An 18,651-nucleotide genomic window follows, 5' to 3' on the forward strand; every position below is an offset into this window, starting at 1 on the left:
CCTCAACCAGTAGAGTGGAAACCGTGAGTAATAACCATCTGCGCCTATTCACCAGCGAGTCGGTGACTGAAGGCCACCCCGATAAGATTTGTGACCAGATTTCTGACGCCATCCTTGACGGCATTATTGCCCAGGATCCCGCAGCGAACGTTGCTGTGGAGACCATGGTAACCACCGGTCAGGTGCATGTTGCTGGTGAGGTGACCACCTCCAGCTACGTCGAAATCCCCTCCATCGTGCGCGAGACCATTCTGGGTATCGGCTACGATTCCTCTACCCGCGGCTTCGACGGTGAGTTCTGCGGCGTGTCCGTGTCCATTGGCGAGCAGTCCCCGGACATTAACGCCGGCGTGTACGAGTCCCTCGAGGTTCGTCAGGGCATTGCTGCTGACGAGTACGACCGCCAGGGTGCGGGCGACCAGGGCATCATGTTCGGTTACGCATCCAACGAGACCAACGTGCTGATGCCCGCCCCGATTTGGCTGGCGCACCGCCTCTCTGAGCGTCTGACCAAGGTCCGTAAGGACGGCCTGCTGACCGAGCTGCGCCCCGACGGCAAGACTCAGGTGACCCTCGGCTACGATTCGAACAACGTGCCTGTCTCCGTGGATACCGTGGTTGTTTCGAGCCAGCACACCGCAAGCTACGACCTGGCTGACCTGCGTGCAGACATTGAGAAGCACGTTATCGCGCCGGTTCTGGGTAGCGTCGAGCTGGATTCCTCCAACGCCAAGTTCATTGTGAACCCCGCTGGCCGCTTCGTTCAGGGTGGCCCCGTGGGTGACGCGGGCCTGACCGGCCGCAAGATCATTGTGGACACCTACGGCGGTTCGGCTCGTCACGGTGGTGGCGCGTTCTCCGGTAAGGACCCGTCGAAGGTGGACCGTTCCGCAGCGTACGCAATGCGTTGGGTTGCGAAGAACATTGTGGGTGCCGGTCTTGCTGACCGCGCCGAGGTTCAGGTTGCGTACGCTATCGGCCAGGCAGCGCCGGTCGGTCTGTACGTTGAAACCTTCGGCACCGAGAAGGTCGACCCGATCAAGATTGAGAAGGCTGTGCGTGAGGTCTTCGACCTGCGCCCGCTGGCAATCATTAACGAACTGGATCTGCGCCGCCCGATTTACAAGAAGACCGCAGCTCACGGCCACTTCGGTCGTACCGAGCCGGAATTCACCTGGGAGCGCCTGAACCGAGTGGATGCACTGCGTTCGGCAGTGTCCTCCTCCTAATATCTGTCAGGGTAGAGGAGCACGCTGATTCGGGTGACTCAGAGCAGTTCTGAATCGAACTCTTCGGCACCGTTGGGTGCTCAGCAGGAATCCCTGCAACAGCTTGACCTGTTGCAGGGATTTCCTGCTCTTCGTGATGCCCTGATTCCGGCTGCCCCGGAGCCGGTGAACGTTGCCGCTGAGTTGGAGGCGAGCGGCGTGCCGAACCCTGTGGCGCGTGTGCGCGTGGATAGCACCCTGCCGCAGGTGGACCGCACGTTTGATTACCGTGTGCCCGCCGAGCTGAGTGAGGATGCGGTGCCCGGCGCCCGCGTGCGCGTGCTGTTCAACGGCCACGAGCTGACCGGTTACATTGAGGAGCGCGCCGCTACGACTGATTGGACGCGCACTTCGCTGCTGCCGCTCAAGTCGGTGCTGTCGCGTGTGCCCTCTGTTGCGCCCGAAATTTTTGCGCTTGCCGAGGCGCTTGCCGACCGTTACGCCTCCACGGTGGCGAACGTACTGCGCCTGGCGGTGCCGCCGCGCATTGCCGCGCTGGATAAGAGGTACGCGCCTCTTCTGCCGGGTTACGAGTCGGCGTATTTGGGTGATTCTGCTCCGGTAAGCACTTCCGATGCTCCCGAGAGCGCGGCTTCCGAGCATGTGGCTTCCGAGAGCACGGAATCTGGGCCTTCTACCGCCTCCGCTGCCTCCAGCGCCGCTACTTCCATCGCTACCGACCCGTACGCGTGGCTTGCCACCCCCGGCGCTCCCGCACCCTTCGTGCTGGACTCGCCGGCGCTGAACCCGGACGCGCCGGATGCCGCCTCCGTCTTCTCTGATTACGAGAACGGCGCGGAGTTCATTGAAGATGTTGCCGCCGGTGCCGCGACCCGCGCCGTGATGACGGTTCTTCCCGGCCACCTGGAGCACACGTGGGCGGATGTTTTGGCGACCGCACTCGCGGCTGCTGCTACCAGTGGTCGCGGCGCTATTGCGGTGGTTCCGACCGCTAAGAACCTGGATCTTCTGGAGGCGGCGCTCGCCGAGCGTCTGCCCGCTGACTCGTTTGTGCGTTTGAGTTCTGATTCGACTCCGCATACTCGCTATCACGGTTTTGTGAAGGCTCGCCTGGGGCAGGTGCCGGTGGTGATTGGTACCCGCGCGGCGGCCTACGCGCCGGTGGCGAACCTGGGCCTGGTGGTGTGCTGGGATGACGGCGATTCTTCGCTGGTGGAGCAGCGCGCCCCGTATTGTCATGCCCGCGATGTGTTGCTTCTGCGTGCTTCTGCTGAGAATACTGCGGCGCTGTTTGCCGGGTTCAGTATGAGTAGTGAGGCGGCGCGTCTGGTGCGTACCCGTTGGGCATCTCATGTGCGTGCGCCGCGTGCGTTGGTGCGTGATTATTCGCCGCGTATTTTTTCGACGGGTTCGGAGTTTGAGTTGGCGCGTGACCCGTTGGCGGCGATGGCGCGTATTCCTCACCTGGCGTTTGAGCATGCTCGTCGGGCGTTGGCGCGTGGTCCCGTGTTGGTGCAGGTGGCGCGTAGCGGTTATATTCCGTCGTTTTCGTGTGAGCGTTGCCGCATGCCGGCGCGTTGTGGCGAGTGTAGCGGACCTTTGTCGGTGGCTTCGGGTTCGTCGGTTCCGTCGTGTTCGTGGTGCGGCCATTTGGCGCAGCAGTGGCGTTGTTCTGAGTGCGGTTTTACGCATTGGCGTTATTCGGCGGCGGGTGCGACTCGTACTGCTGAGGAGTTGGGTCGTGCGTTCCCGAATGTTCCGGTGATTTCTTCGGCGGGTGACCATGTGCGGGCGTCGGTTGGTCCTGAGCCTGCGTTGGTGGTGGCGACTCCGGGTGCTGAGCCGGTGGCTTTTGGCGGCTATGCGGCGGCGCTTCTTTTGGACGCTGATAAGATGCTTCGTTTTGATTCGTTGCGTGCCCCGGAGGCGGCGTTGCGTCGCTGGTTGAACGCGGCGGCGTTGGTTCGTCCGGCGGCTCTTGAGGGCACGGTGGTGACGACTGCTTCGCCGTCGCCGGTGGAGCAGGCGCTGGTGCGTTGGGATCCGGCGTGGTTTGCTCGCCGGGAGCTGGAGGAGCGCGCTCAGACGGGTCTGCCTCCGGCGGTTCGTACGGCTGCGGTGACCGGTGCGGAGGCGGACGTTCGCGCCTTCATGGAGGAGTTCTTGGGCTCTTCTGCGTTGCCGGAGCGGGTGCGTGAGCAGTTGCGTATTGTGGGTCCGGTTCCTCTGGATCAGGGGTATTTTGCCTGGTCGGAGTCTCTTGAGGAGGATTCTGAGGAGGCGCCGGTTCAGGGCGATTGGCGTACCCTGATGTTCTTTTCGTACGGCATTGCGCAGCAGGTGACCCGTGAGTTGCGTGCTACGCGTGCAACGATTGCGGCGTTGAAGAAGAACGTGGGGGAGCGGCCGGTTCAGATTCGCTGTGACGGCCTGGACGTGCTGTGATTTTCTAGTCGTGCTGTAGTGTTCTGGTGAGGGGCGGTTTTTGCCCCGGGTTGGGCGTTGAGCACGCGGGTTTGCGGGCGCGCTGTGCGCAGAGGCGAGGAGGTGAGAGGCATGTCGAAGGTGCCTCATCTGCTGAAGGGTAGTGCGCTGCCTGATGGTGAGCAACGGCGGCTGGCTGAGTATGCTTCTGCGCATCCGAAGAGCGCCCTGCACCGTAAGGGCCAGCATCACGATGCGGCGGTCTGCTGGTTCACGGTATCGGCTACCAGAATCACGGCGAGACGCTCGCGTATTTTGGCAAGCCGGTGGCGCATAGTGTGCAGACTCTGCTGGCGCTGAACACGGATTCTGTCGCCGCCTCCGAAGAGAACCCTGCTGCAGAGGCTTCTGCGCGGGTTCGTGTTGAGGTGATTCCTGACGGTGATACCCTCCCGCCTGCCGCTGAGGTGAACCCGCTGAGCCACCACAGCGAGTTGACGTATTCGTTGACGATTGAGCGCACGGAGTACCCAGCCGACCCGGTTGAGGAAAGCCCGCAGATTGAGGAGAACTCCGCGCAGGAAGAACTCGCCGAAGCCTCCGAGCCCAAAGAATCTACAAGAATCAGTCTGCCGAAAATTGAACTTCCGAAGGTTGAGTTGCCCAAAGTGGAGTTACCCAAGGTGGAACTGCCTAAAGTGGAGCTCCCTAAGATTGAGCTGCCGAAAATTGAGCTTCCCAAGGTAGAGTTCCCAAACATCGATTTCCCGAATATCGAGCTGCCGAACCTTGAGCTTCCGCACCTGCCTCAGCCGAAGCCGCGCCCGGTTCGCACGGTCACTCGCCGCAGCCTCCTTTTTCAGGAGGGCTTCTGGCGGCCCAGACATTACCGCCCGTTGAAGGAGCATTTGCCCTGGTTGGCGTCGGTTTTGCCGCTGTTTTTGATGTTCTGCTTCTACTATGAGCGCCCCGGCGCGACCTGGCGTGAGCGTGCCGGGCACCTGTTGCGTTCTACGGCGCGGTTTGTGAACGTAGCGCTGTGGCTGGTGCTGGCGGCTATGGCGCTCATGACGTTCCGCGATGCTTTTGTGGCGTCCCTGGGCACTCCACAGGGTGCATTTACGGGTCTGGCGGCGGCGCTCGGCCTGGGTATTGTGGGCTGGGTTTTGGCTCGTCGTGCCCGCGAACTGTGGGAGCTGATGAAGGCTATTTCGACTCAGCTGATTCAGACGGCGACCAGCCCGGACTCGCGCGATTTGGAGCGTATTTATGCGCGTCTGGATCGTCAGCTGGACGATTTGAGTTCCCGTAGCGACGCGGTGGGTATTATTGCCCATTCGCAGGGCGGCTATTTGAGCTATGAGCTTCTGCGTCGTCGTGCGGCGGCGGGTAAGAAGCCGATTCGTTTCTTCTACGGCCTGGGTAGTGGCGTGGTCCCGATTAGCATTATCGCTAGTGACCGCAACGACATTCCGGGGCACCTGGATGCTGCGGGCGGCTACCGTAACCGCTCCATGCTGCTGTGGGTGAGCGCGGTCGCGGCGTTTTCCTGGCTGGTGGAGGCGTCCCTGCTGTTTGGTCCGTACCGTTCGCTGCTGCACTATACGATGCTGGTGCCCCTAGCGTTGAGCGTGGTGCCGCTGGTTGTGAGCGTGCCGGGTGCCTTCAAGGGTAGGGCGCGTATTGGCCGCAAGAGTGCCCGGGAAAGCGCCTCCGCAAAAACTTCTGCAACTACCTCGGTAAACACCCCGGCGGATGTGCGCCTGGTCAACCCGTACGGCACGCGCGCCTACGTGAAGTGGCTGATTCCGTTGCTTTTCGTGCACGGCGTTTTCATGCTGTACGCGGTATTCATGCTGCTGCTGGTTCAGCTACGTGTTGAGGGCTCGGTCCCTGAGCTGACCGCCGCCTCCGTGGCGTTTTGGGGTGCGCTAATTCTGGTGCTCATGATGTCGGTGCGTAGCGCCTGCCACCTGTATGTGCGCGCCTACGCGCCGATGTTGCAGGATCTTGATGTGGCTGACCGGTGCGAGATTTCCGCTCGTGGTGACAGTATTGGCAGGTCGAATATTACTCAGCCCGCCGATGTAGACGTCAGCTTTGTGACCCTGCCGGGCCCGTCGGTGAATAGCCACATGCAGTATTTTGATGCGTGTTCGCCGGTGCCGTTGATGCTTGCGCACCGCCTGGTGCCGCACATGATGCCGGCGGGTGAGCAGGCGCAGAAGGCGGCGGCTTTCACCGATATTGGTACGGAACTGAACCACGGTTTTGCGCGCGTGAAGAAGTGGATGCGCACCATGCATTACGGGCTGTATGCGGTGCTTCTGCTGATGCTGTCGGTGCTACTGAATGTGACGTCGCCGGTGAGCCTGTCCGCGTTGACGGGGCTTGATACGTCGCACCTACATTCGGAGGGCTTTGACCGTCTGGTGGCGGATGCTCAGCAGCTGCGTGAGCAGGCGGGTTCTTCGGATCTGTTGCTGTGGATTCTGGTCGGCATTTTTGTGGTGGAGGCGCTGCTGATGATGGTGCTTTCGCCGTGGACTCAGCGGCGTTTGCAGCGTGCGTTCATGATGCGCAAGGTGGACCGCACGGGTCAGCTGAGCGAGTTCAATCCTTTGCCGATGGTGACGGCTCTTCTGGGTCTTGACGGTGAGGATGAAGACGCTGAGGATGCAGAGGAACATAACCTCGCAGGGGAGAAAAAGCAGGAGAGTAAAGCAGGGCAGAGCGCTGTAGTTTAGGGTGCTTAGGCGGTGCCGTTGGAAGGGCACCCCAGAATTTTTATGCATTCGTGTGCACCTAAGATTTGTTGGGGTTTGGCTGATTCTAATTGGCGTAGTCTCCGTATCCACGGTAATATATTCAGCACTGCGGATACTATTTCGGCGCTTGTCGAGGTGGTGTTGGCAGTATCTATCACTCAACTTCGCGTACGCTTCACAACCGTGCGCACCAACGAAAGATGAATACTGGTGACTCAGACTATGATCGCCCCCGCATACGAACCTGCATGCGGCGGGTCTGCTTCTGTACACAATTACGGCGTCATGCACCCGGACCCCGTGTTGCTTTCCGACATGACCAGCGCAGAACGAGGAGCTGTTTACCGCTACTTGGCGCGCTTCGCTGAGCTGGATGACGCAAAGATTTTCTACGCGTACGGTCACGCTTACGAGCTGGCTCGTAAGGATGCCGAGCGCGGTCTCTACGCAACTATGGCGTAGCCTGCACAATTAGTTTTTAGAAATGCTGCTGCACTCTTTATGGGTGCGGCAGCATTTCTGCTTTTCGGGCTGGCTTTCACGCTGGCTTTCGGGCAGGTTTCAGTTCGGTTGGAGACTCGGCGGTCCCATGCCGCTATGATGCCCCTGATTTCTTCCTGACAACCGGGAACATGTCCACTATGGGGGCGTTCCCTGATGGTTCTTGAACATTGATTAGCTCTTGGGTAGTTTAGAGGTATCACAACCACTACTGCGAAGAGACTTCCGATGATCTCCGTAGGTTCTTTTCGCGGTGTTGCCTCCGGTAGCGTCTGCATTGTTGCGGCGCTGCCCTAAGAAACGCCCTAAGGAAAGGTACTCACCGATGAGTTTCACCAATATCACCTCTGATTACGAGCCCGAGTTCGGTAGTTCGGCACCGAGCCGCGACAACGGTATTACCCACCCGGACCCTGTTCTGCTGTCCTCGATGACGAAGGCTCAGCGTGGCGCGGTGTGCCGCTACCTGGCTCGATTTGCTGAGCTGGATGACGCGAAGATTTTCTACGCGTACGGTCACGCGGATGAGCTGGCTGCGAAGGAAGCAGCTCGTACCGGTAGCTTTACTGCGGTCTAAGGATCTCTGCTCCGGTGCGATGCGGTGAGGCTGCACCTTCCGGATGCGCCCTCAGGGTGCCCGAGCTCTGCGAGGGCGGGTTCCCTGCGTCGGCGCGGAGGAAGTGTGTAGCGAACCGCCGCTGTAAACCTTTACCGCAAGCTGCCCTTGCGAATCGCCGCTGTAAGCCACATATGCTACCCGGCGACCATGAATTGAATATGTAGAATGCCGCCGCACCCTCCCGAGTTTCGGGGGAGTGCGGCGGCATTTCTTTGCCCAACGCAGGCTCTAGAGCCCGCGCACGACCTCCAGCAGTTTGAGTGCCGAATTGCGCCAGGAGTAGCGGCGCACATCCGACAGGCCGTCAATGATGACGCGCTCGCGAACGGCGGTGTCCTCCAGGGAACGGATTGCCTTGACCCAGTTGGCGGCATGCGCCTCCGGGGCGCCGTCAACCGGTGCGAACACGGCGTGCGGCGCAATCTCACGGAAAATCGGGATGTCACTAATCACCGCGGGGCAACCGGCAGCCTGAGCCTCGACCACGGGCAGGCCGTAACCCTCTTCGCGGGAGGCAGTCACCAGGGCGTGCGCCTGGCGGAGCAGCTGCTGGTACTCCTCGTCGCTCACGCCGTTGTGCACCTCCACGTTCTCACCGATGAGGCGTTCGTCGGTGAGCTGCACCAGGCGCTGCGGCGGCATCTTCGACAGCAGGTGCAGGCGGTAATCAGGCAGGGAACGCATCGCCAGCAGTAGGGTTTCTACGTTCTTGTACGGCATAAACGAACCCATGTACACCAGGTGCTTGACGGGCTGCTCTTCGCGGGTGGTGGCGCGCTCCAGCGCGGTCTGGCGGGAGACGACGCTACCGGGCTGCGGGGCGTTGGGCACCACGAACAGCGGCTTGGTGGTCAGCTCGTGCTCACGAATCAGCGAGGCGGTCGACTCAGAAACCGTCACGACCGCGTCGCCGTGATTGAGCAGGAAACGCTGCGGGGTGTAGGTCTTGTGGAAGAGTCGCCAGCCCACGCGCACCGGTGCGGGCAGGAACCCCGGCGGGGTCGGGTGCGAGTAGTAAATCAGGTCGTGCAGGGTGAGGATCAGCTTGAACTTGCGTCCGGTGGAGCCGATAGTCTGCATGGGGGAGAACACCACGTCCGGCGCGTACTTGTTCAGCTGCAGCGAGGCGGTCGGTTCGAGCGGGCCGGTGGGCGAGCAGATTTTCACGTGCGGCAGGTCAGGCAGCATGTCCAGCTGACGCTCGTCGCTGATGATCATGGTGAGGTCGAGGTCGGCGGCGGCTTCGTCACCGGTGTCGATGAGGGTTTTGAGCGCGCCCAGTAGGGAGGCGGTGTAGCGGCTGATGCCGTCGTGGAAGCCGATACGGGTGTATCGGGCGTCAACCATGAGTTTCATGTTGGTTCCTTACTTCTCGTTCCCTGAGTGGCCGGCGGCGAAATCGGCGATGAGTTCCGCGGCGCGGCGAGGGGTTTCGTAGTGGATGAGGTGCCCGACTTCGGGGATCATGTCCAGGCGCTCGCGGGCACCGGTCGAAGTAGCGGGCAGGCGGCGGGAGGTCAGCGCCGCGTACATGGCGCGAGCTGTTTCGGGGGTGCCCAGGTCGTCGTCTTCGGCAACGAGCATTTGCACCGGCACCCGGATGGCGGCGGCGTATTCGGCGGCGGTGTGCGTAATGGACGCTTCGTAGGCGCTGAGCACTCCGCGGCGGGAGCCGAAGGAGCCGAAGTAGGCGGCGTGCTGGCCGTTGATGAAGCGGCGCATTGCCTTGTCTTTGGTGCGCATCATGACTTCGCTGGAGGCGCGGGTAATCAGTTGCGAACGCAGTAGCGGGTAGCCGATTTTTTCGGGCAGTGCCGCGCCGGCGCGGTAGTAGAGGGAGGCAAGACGCGAGGCGACGCGCTGGCTACCTTCAAGGGCGGGTTCGCTAATGGGGTTGATAAGGGAAAGCAACGCGAGCGAGTTCGGGTGTGCGGCGGCGAAGGCGCTGGTGACGATGGAACCGAAGGAGTGGCCGACCACGTGCAGCGGCAGGGGGCGTGCATCCTCGCGGGCGGGGTTGATATGTTCCACGAAGTCGTTCAGCCACGCCACGTACGCGTCGATGCTGTCCTCACCCAGGGTGCTTTCGGGCAGGTCTGCGGAGCGGCCGAAGCCGGGCAGATCGGGGCTGATGATGCTGACGTTCGGGATGAGCTTCAGCAGGTAGTTCGCGATGATTTCGAGACCGTGGTGGTCGCCGCGGAAGCCGTGCACGAGCAGTACGGGGTAGGAGCCTTCGGGAAAGACTCCGTCGTTCATGCCTTTGCCGTACTGCCAGTAGCGGGTCATGACCACCTGCGCACCGTCACCGATGAGGGTGTCGTGGCGGGTGCCGGGAATGAGCGGGCCGGGCACACCCTCAAGAACTGAGGTGTTGGGGGAGTCCGGGGTAACGGTGGAGGTCATGGGTACCTTTCGGGGGTTGGGTACTGGGACGGCAAAGTCCCGTTCTTAATTCTAGGGGAGAAGCCTGAAAGGGCTCTGAAACCTGCCTGACGCATCGGTGTCTGGCCGGGTGGTCGGGTGGGTGGTGCCGTCCATTTGGTAGTCGAGGCGGCCTCAACTCTGGCGCGGTGCGGGTTTCGCGTTACACTTGGAGGGTTAAGTTTTTATCAACCTGTCTTTATTTAAGGAATCGCTGTGTCTGCTCAGGTAGAGACCGAACGCAACGAAAATGCGTACGACTTCCGCGCTATGGAAGCCAAGTGGCGCCCCTACTGGGACGAAACGAAGGTTTTCCAGCCCACCGGTGACGCCCCCAAGGGCCGCAAGTATGTGCTGGATATGTTCCCGTACCCCTCCGGTGACCTTCACATGGGTCACGCGGAGGCATTCGCTATTGGTGACATGAACGCCCGCTACTTCAAGCAGTGCGGCTACGATGTTCTGCACCCGATTGGCTGGGACTCCTTCGGCCTGCCCGCTGAGAACGCAGCCATTAAGAACGACACTCACCCCAAGGAGTGGACGTACAAGAACATTGAGACTCAGGCTGAGTCCTTCAAGCGTTACGCTATTGCCGCTGACTGGAGCCGCCGCTTGCACACCTCGGACCCCGAGTACTACAAGTGGACTCAGTGGCTGTTCGAGCAGTTCTACAAGAAGGGCCTGGCGTACCGTAAGGACTCCATGGTCAACTGGTGTCCCAAGGACCAGACCGTGCTCGCGAACGAGCAGGTTGTGAACGGTGCGTGTGAGCGTTGCGGTACTACCGTGACTAAGAAGTCCCTGAACCAGTGGTACTTCAAGATCACTGATTACGCACAGCAGCTGCTGGATGACATGGAGCAGCTGGAGGGCAAGTGGCCTGAGCGTGTTCTGCTCATGCAGCGCAACTGGATTGGTCGTTCTGAGGGTGCTGAGGTGCGCTTCGAGATTGAGGCGACCGAGGACCAGCCTGCTGAGTCCTTCACCGTGTTCACCACCCGCCCGGACACCCTGTACGGTGCAACCTTCATCGTGGTTGCTGCGGATGCGGCGTTCGCCGAGCAGATTGTGGCACCCGAGCACAAGGCTGCCCTGGAGCAGTACCGCGAAGACATTAAGGCACTGAGCGATATTGACCGCCAGTCCTCCGACCGTGAGAAGACCGGCGTGTTCACCGGCCGCTACGCGATTAACCCGCTGACCGGCGCGAAGCTGCCCGTCTGGGCTTCTGACTACGTGCTCGCTGACTACGGTACCGGCGCGATTATGGCTGTGCCCGCGCACGATCAGCGCGACCTTGAGTTCGCCCTGAAGTTCGACCTGCCCATCGTGAAGGTCCTGGACGTTGAGGGTGCTGAGGACCCGGCTACCAGCGGTGTTGCCGCAGCTGGTGACGGCGTGCTCATCAACTCTGGTGAGCTGACTGGCCTGCCGAAGGCTGAGGCGCTCGCTAAGGCTATTGAGCTGGTTGAGGCTGCCGGCACCGGTGAGGGTAAGGTCATTTACCGTCTGCGTGACTGGCTGCTGTCCCGCCAGCGTTTCTGGGGTACCCCCATCCCCGTGATTCACTGTGAGGATTGTGGCGAGGTTCTGGTTCCTGAGGATCAGCTGCCGGTGCTGCTGCCCGATAACCTGCGCGGTGAGCAGCTGGCTCCTAAGGGCCAGTCGCCTCTTGCCGCTGCTGATGACTGGGCTATCGTGCCCTGCCCGAAGTGTGGCAAGCAGGCTCGCCGTGACTCGGACACCATGGACACCTTCGTGGATTCCTCCTGGTACTTCCTGCGTTACGTTTCCCCGAACTACGACAAGGCTCCTTTCGACCCGCAGGCTATGAGCGAGTGGGGTGCCGTCGACATGTACGTTGGCGGTGTGGAGCACGCTATTCTGCACCTGCTGTACGCACGCTTCTTCACCAAGGTTGTTCGCGACCTGGGCCTGATCAAGCACGATGAGCCGTTCAAGGCGCTCATGAACCAGGGTCAGGTGCTCAACGGCGGTAAGGCTATGTCCAAGTCGCTGGGTAACGGCGTGAACCTGGGTGAGCAGCTCGACAAGTTCGGTGTGGACGCTATCCGCACCACCATGATTTTCGCGTCCCCGCCCGAGGATGACGTGGACTGGGCGGATGTTTCCCCGTCCGGTTCGCAGAAGTTCCTGGCTCGCGCATGGCGTGTGGCTCAGGACGTCACCAGCGAACCCGGCGTTGACGCAACCACCGGTGACCTGGAGCTGCAGAAGCTGATTGCTCGCACCGTGCACGAGGTTCAGGGCCTGCTGGATAACGGCAAGTTCAACGTGGTTGTTGCTAAGACCATGGAGCTTGTGAACGCTACCCGTAAGGCTATTGACTCCGGTGCTGGTGCGGCTGACCCGGCTGTCCGTAAGGCTGCTGAGACTGTTGCTATTCTGCTGTCTCTGTACGCACCGTACACCGCTGAGGACATGTGGCACGCTCTCGGCCACGACACCCCGGTTCTGACCGCGGGCTTCCCCGAGGTTGACCCGGCCCTGCTGGTGGATGACACCATCACCGCTATCGTTCAGATTAAGGGTAAGGTCAAGGCTCGCCTGGAGGTTGCGAAGGATATTTCCGAGCAGGAGCTTCAGGAGCTGGCTCTGGCGGATGCCGCTGTCCAGCGTTCGATTGGTGACGCCGAGATCCGCAAGGTGATTGTGCGTGCGCCTAAGCTCGTGAACATCGTGATCTAAGCTTCTTAGATAAAGAAGTTTCTTAGATAAAGTACAAGCCCCGCTGTGGCTTCGGTTCGTTCAACGGAACGAATCCGGAGGTGCGGCGGGGCTTTGCTGTACTGCGGTAGTGATGAGTGCCATAATGTTCAGGGAACGCTAGGAGAGGGTTCGTCATCGAATCACGCACTGACGAACCGGAAGAAGGGTCGGAATATGGAGCGAGAGAACAAAGCAGAGAACCGCATTGCCGTGGTAACCGATAGCGCTGCCGCCCTCGACCCGGAGCTCGTGCAGCGCCTGAGCGCTCGCGGCAATTTTATGCTGGTTCCGATGCCGGTGACCATTCGCACGCCCGGTGAGCCGGATCGTCAGCTGCAGGATTTGACCGCCGCCGAGGTGGATGAGGCGATTATGCTTGCGCACGTGATGGGTCAGACGGTGAGCACTTCCGGGCCCGCACCGGGCGTGTTTGCTGATGTGTATGACGAGCTGGCGTCGCGAGGTTTTACGCATGTGGTGTCTGTGCATCTGTCCGGTGAGCTCTCGGGCACGGTGGAGGCGGCACGCACAGGTGCCCGCCTGAGTCGCCTGGGTTCTAAGGGCGTGAGCGTGGTGGATAGCCGCACGGTCGCCGGTGCCTACGGTCATGCGGTGGTGCGCGCCCTGGAGGTACTGAACTCTGCATCCGCAGGCGCGAGTGTTGAATGTCCGAGTCCCGCGCAGCTGGTGGACTACATTCAGTCCGTCTGCGAGCAGTCCACGCTCTACTTCTATATCCCGACCCTGGATGCGTTGCGCCGCGGTGGCCGTGTTTCCCCGGCGTTGGCGATGGTGGGTCAGATGTTCCAGATTAAGCCGATTGGCACGATCACCGAGGGCAAGCTGGCGTATGTGGAACGCCCCCGCACTGCGGCGCGCGCCCTGGAGCGCCTGGTGGAGGTGACGGTGCAGACTTGCCGTGAGCATCAGCATGCGGCGGCGCTCAGCTCTGCTTCAGTGGGCTCTGCCGCTGCCGACCCCGCTAGTTCTTCGCTTGCCGCATCCCCGCGCGGTGAGGTGGTTGCGGTGCATCATGTGGGCAATGCGGCGCAGGCGGTGCAGCTGTACGAGCAGGTTCAGCAGATGCTGGGGGAGAGCTCCCTCGTTCATGATGCCGCTGCTTCTTCGGCGCCGGAGTTTTTGGTGAGTGCGTTGCCGCCGGTGCTGTCGGCTCATTCGGGGCTGGGTGCTGTGGCGCTGGTCGTTTATTAGGATCGTGTACTAGCCGCCTTTCTGGTGTGCCCGTGTTGACCCTGTGCTGTGTGCTCGTGCTGTGTGTCCGCGCGGTGTTCCCGTGCGATGCGCCGCGGGCGACACGCAACACGACACGAAAACTGTGTGCCGGGAGCGTATTTAACCCGTTTTGAGGCTGTGGTGTGTCTTACGTTGGGCTCGTCTGTTTTCGCGTGAGAAATTGCACTGCGTGCGAGCGCATGGGACGTCATTGAAACCCATTCGCAGGTGAAAGGGTATTTTTTACCCTCAGATTTTGCCTTGATATGGCGCGGTTTTTAGTAAATGTGCGTTTCATGTGTGTTTATGTTGCCGTGACCGTATCGCAACATTTTCTAAGCATGAACACAACGCAAACCAACAGAAAACAACGGGTTTTTGCCGGTTTTTATGGCGCAACTCACAAAAATTTCTCGATATAACACACCAAAACACACACAAACTAGGGTAGGATTATTACCAACAACGGCGGAACGCACCGGGCAACATAGAGCACGGACGAATCCGACTAAACCAGAGCCTACAAGGCATCGGATTTGTACACCGCCACCAACGCACTGACAAGGAGATACTCCAGTGACTGTACGCGTAGCAATCAACGGCTTCGGCCGCATCGGCCGCACCTTCTTCCGCGCAGCTCAGACCGAGGGCGTCGGCTTCGAGATCGTCGCAATCAACGACCTCACCGATGTTGAGACCCTGGCACACCTGCTCAAGTACGACTCCATCATGGGTCGCTTCAACGCAGAGGTTGAGGTCAAGGAAGGCGCACTGGTTGTTGACGGCAAGGAAATCAAGATCCTCGCTGAGCGTGACCCCCAGAACCTCCCCTGGAAGGACCTGGGCGTTGACGTAGTCCTCGAGTCCACCGGTTTCTTCACCGAAGGCAGCAAGGCAAAGGCACACATCGAGGCTGGCGCTAAGAAGGTTATCCTCTCCGCTCCCGGTAAGAACATCGACGGCACCTTCGTCATGGGCGTGAACGACGACCAGTACGATGCAGCTAACCACCACATCGTCTCCAACGCATCCTGCACCACCAACTGCCTCGCTCCGATGGCTAAGGTCCTGAACGACGCATTCGGCATCAAGCAGGGTCTGATGACCACCATCCACGCATACACCGCTGACCAGCGTCTGCAGGATGCTCCCCACCGCGACCTGCGCCGTGCACGCGCAGCAGCTGTGAACATGGTCCCCACCTCCACCGGTGCAGCAGCAGCTGTTGGCCTGGTTCTGCCCGACCTGAAGGGTAAGCTGGACGGCTTCGCAGTCCGCGTTCCCACCATCACCGGCTCCATCACCGACCTGACCTTCACCGCTGAGCGCGAGGTCACCGTTGAGGAAGTCAACGCAGCAGTCAAGGCAGCAGCTGAGGGCCCCATGAAGGGCATCATCAAGTACAACGAGGATCCCATCGTGTCCAAGGACATCGAGGGTGAGCCCATCTCCACCGTCTTCGACGCACCGCTGACCAAGGTCATCGGCGACCAGGTGAAGGTTATCGCTTGGTACGACAACGAGTACGGCTACGTTGCACGCCTCGTGATGTTCACCAACAAGGTTGTGGCATCCCTCTAAGCCCCAATAGGCTTGCGACGCTCATCAAGTGTAAGCGTCACCCCGCGTAACTAACGCATAGTGAACCCCGGCACCACCGCATCAAGCGGGGGAGTCGGGGTTTGCTGTACCAAGACCCTGTGTAAGGGTCTTAATAAAACCCCAAAAACGTATAAACATACTATTTTCCGTCGCCCTTTTTGAGTCAAAAATACCGTAAGAAAATAGCTGATAGAGAGTGCGAATATCCGCGATATTCTGCGGAAAAACACAATATAAAAGCTATTTACTAGGCTGTCAATCACCCTAATGTTCGGTATGATGGAAACGGTATATAAACCCACCTATCCAGGAGGAATTCCTATGGCTAAGGCACTGTCCGAACTGCTCGAAGAAGGCGTCGCAGGCCGCCACGTTCTCGTTCGTTCCGACCTGAACGTACCCCTGAAGGACGGCGTTGTCACCGACGACGGCCGCGTCCGCGCATCCCTGCCCGTCATTGAGAAGCTTGCCAAGGCTGGCGCACGCGTTATCGTGACCGCACACCTGGGCCGCCCCAAGGGCAAGGTTGACCCCCAGTACTCCATCGCACCGGCAGCTGCACGCCTGGCTGAGCTGGCATCCGTGCCCGTGAAGGTTGCAACCGACCTGGTAGGCGAGGACGCAAAGGCTAAGGCAGCAGCCCTGGCTGACGGCGAAGTTCTGGTCGTTGAGAACGTTCGCTACGACGCACGTGAGACCTCCAAGGATGACGCAGAGCGCGGCGAATTCGCTGACGAGCTGGTCGCACTGACCGGCGAGAACGGCGCATACGTGAACGACGCATTCGGTGCAGTTCACCGCAAGCACGCTTCCGTCTACGACGTTGCTAAGCGCCTGCCCGCATACCTGGGTGACCTGGTGAAGAAGGAAGTTGACGTTCTGGCTAAGACCCTGAACGACCCCGAGCGTCCCTTCGTCGTGGTCATGGGTGGCGCTAAGGTTTCCGATAAGCTCGCCGTGATTGACAACCTGATTGGTAAGGCTGACACCATCCTCATTGGTGGCGGTATGGGCTACACCTTCGCATACGCACAGGGCTACGAGGTTGGCCAGTCGCTGCTGGAGAAGGACCAGGTCGACAACGTTCTGCGTTACCTGAAGGAAGCTCCCGAGAAGGGCACCGAGATCATCACCGCAGTGGACGTTGTCTGGTCTGACGCATTCTCCGCTGACGCTAACACCGAGATTCGCCCGATTGAGGACCTGACCGGCGGCAAGCTGGGCGCAGAGGCTGAGGGCCTGGACATTGGCCCCAAGACCCGCGAGATTTTCGCTGAGAAGATCAAGGGTGCAAAGACCATCTTCTGGAACGGCCCCGTTGGCGTGTTCGAGATTGCTCCCTTCGCTGAGGGTACCCGCGCAGTGGCTCAGGCTATCGTCGAGTCTGACTCGTTCTCCATCATTGGTGGTGGCGACTCCGCATCTGCAGTCCGTAACCTGGGCTTCAAGGATGAGCAGTTCGGCCACATCTCCACCGGTGGTGGCGCTTCCCTCGAGTACATTGAGGGTAAGACCCTGCCCGGCCTGGAGGCACTGGGCGCCTAATCTGGGTGCACAGATTTAGTACACGGTTTTAGTGTAAGGAACCCCCGCTGGGGCGGTATTTCGGTACCGTTCCGGCGGGGGTTTCTGCATGCCCGCTCATGCCCGGATAATCCTGCGCGGGCAGATGGGCGGGGCTGTTTCCTGGCTATATGCTGTGGATTCCCTGGGTGTGCGGCTTGTGCTGGGGAGGGTTAGAGGTGCCTCTAATAGACTGGAAATGTAGAGGTTCCCGGCGCTCCCCCACGGTACCCATATGGTTACCGCGGGGGAGCGAAGCAGGGGACGCACGCACCTCCACAGGCAAACAAATACAGACAAGCGAATACAGGCGGGCGAAGACGCCCAGCCGTTGAACCCAACCGCCCCGAGCAGCCCAGAACCACCTCGGCAGCTCGTGAAAACGGCAACTAGTGAACATCGAATCCAAGGAGGCAAAGAATGACCGTAAACGCTCAAATGCTCTTTGACGAAAAAGACTACACCGGAACATACCCGTACGTTGCCGATGGCGTGATCGGGCCCTACACACCCGCAAACCGGGCCCACCCCGCCTACTCGGCACCCGCCCCGGGCGTGAGGTACACGCCGAATGCTTACAAGGTGTCAAACCTGCGCCCCTACCTGGGCTACTACTACGCCTGCCAAAACTACATGATTCTCGCCTCCGAACCGGCAGTTCTGAGGATCGACAATATCAGCGAAGAAATGTTCTTCCCCGCCATTCAGGACCTCTACGAAGAGGGTAAAGGCTGGGTCATCACGCCTGCCTCTAAGGTTCTGACCATGAACCTGCTGGAAGGGCAACCGCGCCTCATTGACGAGACGCTAAAAATTGTGGAATGGAACGTGCGGTTCGATATTCTTCCCGAAGTTCAGGTGTACCGCAAAGACACAAACCAGGTGTACCCCATCACCGACTTTGATACGCGCGGCCTGATCCGAGACGGTGCAATACACGGGACTCTACGCACACAATTCACGAATGAGTGGAGGCCCGTCCAATTCATCCCAGAAAATAGTTTGAGCTAGGGGAGGGGAGAGCAACATGACGAATAACTTTGGTGGACCCGGATACGGCGGACCCGGATACAACGAGCAACGAGCGCTCATGAGGTCTATGATTTCTCGCGCCAAGTTTATACGAGCTGGCGTGTTCGCCGGCGCCGCCCTCGTCGCGATAGCGTTTGGCTGGGGCACTCAACTGCTCAACGGGACAGGCTCGGAGTCCCAGGCCGATAAGAAGCGTGACCAGGAATTTGTGCGCCTGGAACCCACGGAGAAGTACGATGAGCTCCGTACCTTGGGACCTTCCTCCGGGCCTCTCGTCTATACGGCGTTTGAGCGTAAGGGGCGCTTCATTCCTGCCACCGAGGTGCAGGCGGCGCAGAACGTGCCGTACCCTATTCAGCAACCCGGAATGGATAACTACGACCGCGCCGGCTTGTACGCGTTCTTGGCGTACTTCTTTGCGTCGATGAATTACTTCTACCACACGGGCGATACTGAGCCTCTTTCCAAGGTCACGGACCCCGAAAAGGTGCTGCACCCCGAAATTCTTCGCCTGTACAGGGAG

The 18,651-nt window shown here is 60.2% G+C and carries 13 protein-coding genes; 11 read left to right on the forward strand and 2 right to left on the reverse strand.

All coding sequences use genetic code 11. The annotated features are described in order from the left end of the window. Window positions 1-23 precede the first annotated feature (23 nt). From metK to HMPREF2749_RS00460, 5 genes are all read left to right on the forward strand, one after another. Window positions 24-1,229 carry a methionine adenosyltransferase gene (gene metK / locus HMPREF2749_RS00440; RefSeq protein WP_005506182.1) on the forward strand — a complete coding sequence of 402 codons (1,206 nt, stop codon included), beginning with the start codon at window positions 24-26 and terminating at the stop codon, window positions 1,227-1,229. Window positions 1,230-1,262: 33 nt separating this feature from the next. Continuing rightward, window positions 1,263-3,674, forward strand: coding sequence for a primosomal protein N' family DNA-binding protein (locus HMPREF2749_RS00445; protein WP_070592958.1), 2,412 nt, complete (start codon window positions 1,263-1,265; stop codon window positions 3,672-3,674). 317 nt (window positions 3,675-3,991) lie between these two features. Beyond that, the gene (locus HMPREF2749_RS00450; RefSeq protein ID WP_246823464.1) at window positions 3,992-6,400 is read left to right on the forward strand and encodes an aconitase; all 2,409 of its coding nucleotides are present in this window, start codon (window positions 3,992-3,994) and stop codon (window positions 6,398-6,400) included. Between the two features lie 231 nt (window positions 6,401-6,631). Then, on the forward strand, window positions 6,632-6,883 hold the full coding sequence (locus HMPREF2749_RS00455) for a hypothetical protein (RefSeq protein WP_049327135.1): 252 nt from the start codon (window positions 6,632-6,634) through the stop codon (window positions 6,881-6,883). A 364-nt stretch (window positions 6,884-7,247) separates the two neighbouring features. Continuing rightward, a complete protein-coding gene (locus tag HMPREF2749_RS00460; protein ID WP_070592960.1) occupies window positions 7,248-7,499 on the forward strand; it encodes a DNA mismatch repair protein in 252 nt (83 codons plus the stop codon). 270 nt (window positions 7,500-7,769) lie between these two features. Here the strand turns inward: HMPREF2749_RS00460 and HMPREF2749_RS00465 are convergent, their stop codons facing one another. Beyond that, window positions 7,770-8,897, reverse strand: coding sequence for a glycosyltransferase family 4 protein (locus tag HMPREF2749_RS00465; RefSeq protein WP_070592962.1), 1,128 nt, complete (start codon window positions 8,895-8,897; stop codon window positions 7,770-7,772). Window positions 8,898-8,906: 9 nt separating this feature from the next. Next, window positions 8,907-9,947 (reverse strand): alpha/beta fold hydrolase, encoded by a 1,041-nt coding sequence (locus tag HMPREF2749_RS00470; RefSeq protein ID WP_070592964.1) that lies wholly within the window; start codon window positions 9,945-9,947, stop codon window positions 8,907-8,909. Between the two features lie 228 nt (window positions 9,948-10,175). On the opposite strand from HMPREF2749_RS00470, the gene leuS reads away from it, so the two are divergent. The 6 genes from leuS to HMPREF2749_RS00500 all read left to right on the forward strand — a co-directional run. After that, the gene (gene leuS / locus HMPREF2749_RS00475) at window positions 10,176-12,677 is read left to right on the forward strand and encodes a leucine--tRNA ligase (RefSeq protein ID WP_371325927.1); all 2,502 of its coding nucleotides are present in this window, start codon (window positions 10,176-10,178) and stop codon (window positions 12,675-12,677) included. A gap of 195 nt (window positions 12,678-12,872) precedes the next feature. Continuing rightward, the gene (locus tag HMPREF2749_RS00480; RefSeq protein WP_070592968.1) at window positions 12,873-13,910 is read left to right on the forward strand and encodes a DegV family protein; all 1,038 of its coding nucleotides are present in this window, start codon (window positions 12,873-12,875) and stop codon (window positions 13,908-13,910) included. A gap of 597 nt (window positions 13,911-14,507) precedes the next feature. Then, a complete protein-coding gene (gene gap / locus HMPREF2749_RS00485; RefSeq protein WP_070592969.1) occupies window positions 14,508-15,512 on the forward strand; it encodes a type I glyceraldehyde-3-phosphate dehydrogenase in 1,005 nt (334 codons plus the stop codon). 342 nt (window positions 15,513-15,854) lie between these two features. Further along, complete coding sequence (pgk, locus tag HMPREF2749_RS00490) at window positions 15,855-17,078, forward strand: phosphoglycerate kinase (RefSeq protein ID WP_005506145.1); 1,224 nt, start codon at window positions 15,855-15,857, stop codon at window positions 17,076-17,078. Window positions 17,079-17,516: 438 nt separating this feature from the next. After that, a complete protein-coding gene (locus HMPREF2749_RS00495; RefSeq protein WP_070592975.1) occupies window positions 17,517-18,107 on the forward strand; it encodes a DUF6318 family protein in 591 nt (196 codons plus the stop codon). 16 nt (window positions 18,108-18,123) lie between these two features. Beyond that, on the forward strand, window positions 18,124-18,651 hold a 528-nt coding region (locus HMPREF2749_RS00500), incomplete at its 3' end, for a DUF6318 family protein (RefSeq protein ID WP_246823465.1).

It is taken from the genome of Rothia sp. HMSC075F09, assembly GCF_001810515.1.
In the GTDB taxonomy this organism is placed as follows: Bacteria; Actinomycetota; Actinomycetes; order Actinomycetales; family Micrococcaceae; genus Rothia.

Excerpts from the sequence above, each read along its gene's own strand:
- HMPREF2749_RS00460 (WP_070592960.1), top strand. The coding sequence starts at position 7,248 with ATGAGTTTCACCAATATCACCTCTGATTACGAGCCCGAGTTCGGTAGT.
- HMPREF2749_RS00495 (WP_070592975.1), top strand. The coding sequence starts at position 17,517 with ATGACCGTAAACGCTCAAATGCTCTTTGACGAAAAAGACTACACCGGA.
- pgk (WP_005506145.1), top strand. The coding sequence starts at position 15,855 with ATGGCTAAGGCACTGTCCGAACTGCTCGAAGAAGGCGTCGCAGGCCGC.
- HMPREF2749_RS00480 (WP_070592968.1), top strand. The coding sequence starts at position 12,873 with ATGGAGCGAGAGAACAAAGCAGAGAACCGCATTGCCGTGGTAACCGAT.
- HMPREF2749_RS00470 (WP_070592964.1), bottom strand. The coding sequence starts at position 9,947 with ATGACCTCCACCGTTACCCCGGACTCCCCCAACACCTCAGTTCTTGAG.
- HMPREF2749_RS00465 (WP_070592962.1), bottom strand. The coding sequence starts at position 8,897 with ATGAAACTCATGGTTGACGCCCGATACACCCGTATCGGCTTCCACGAC.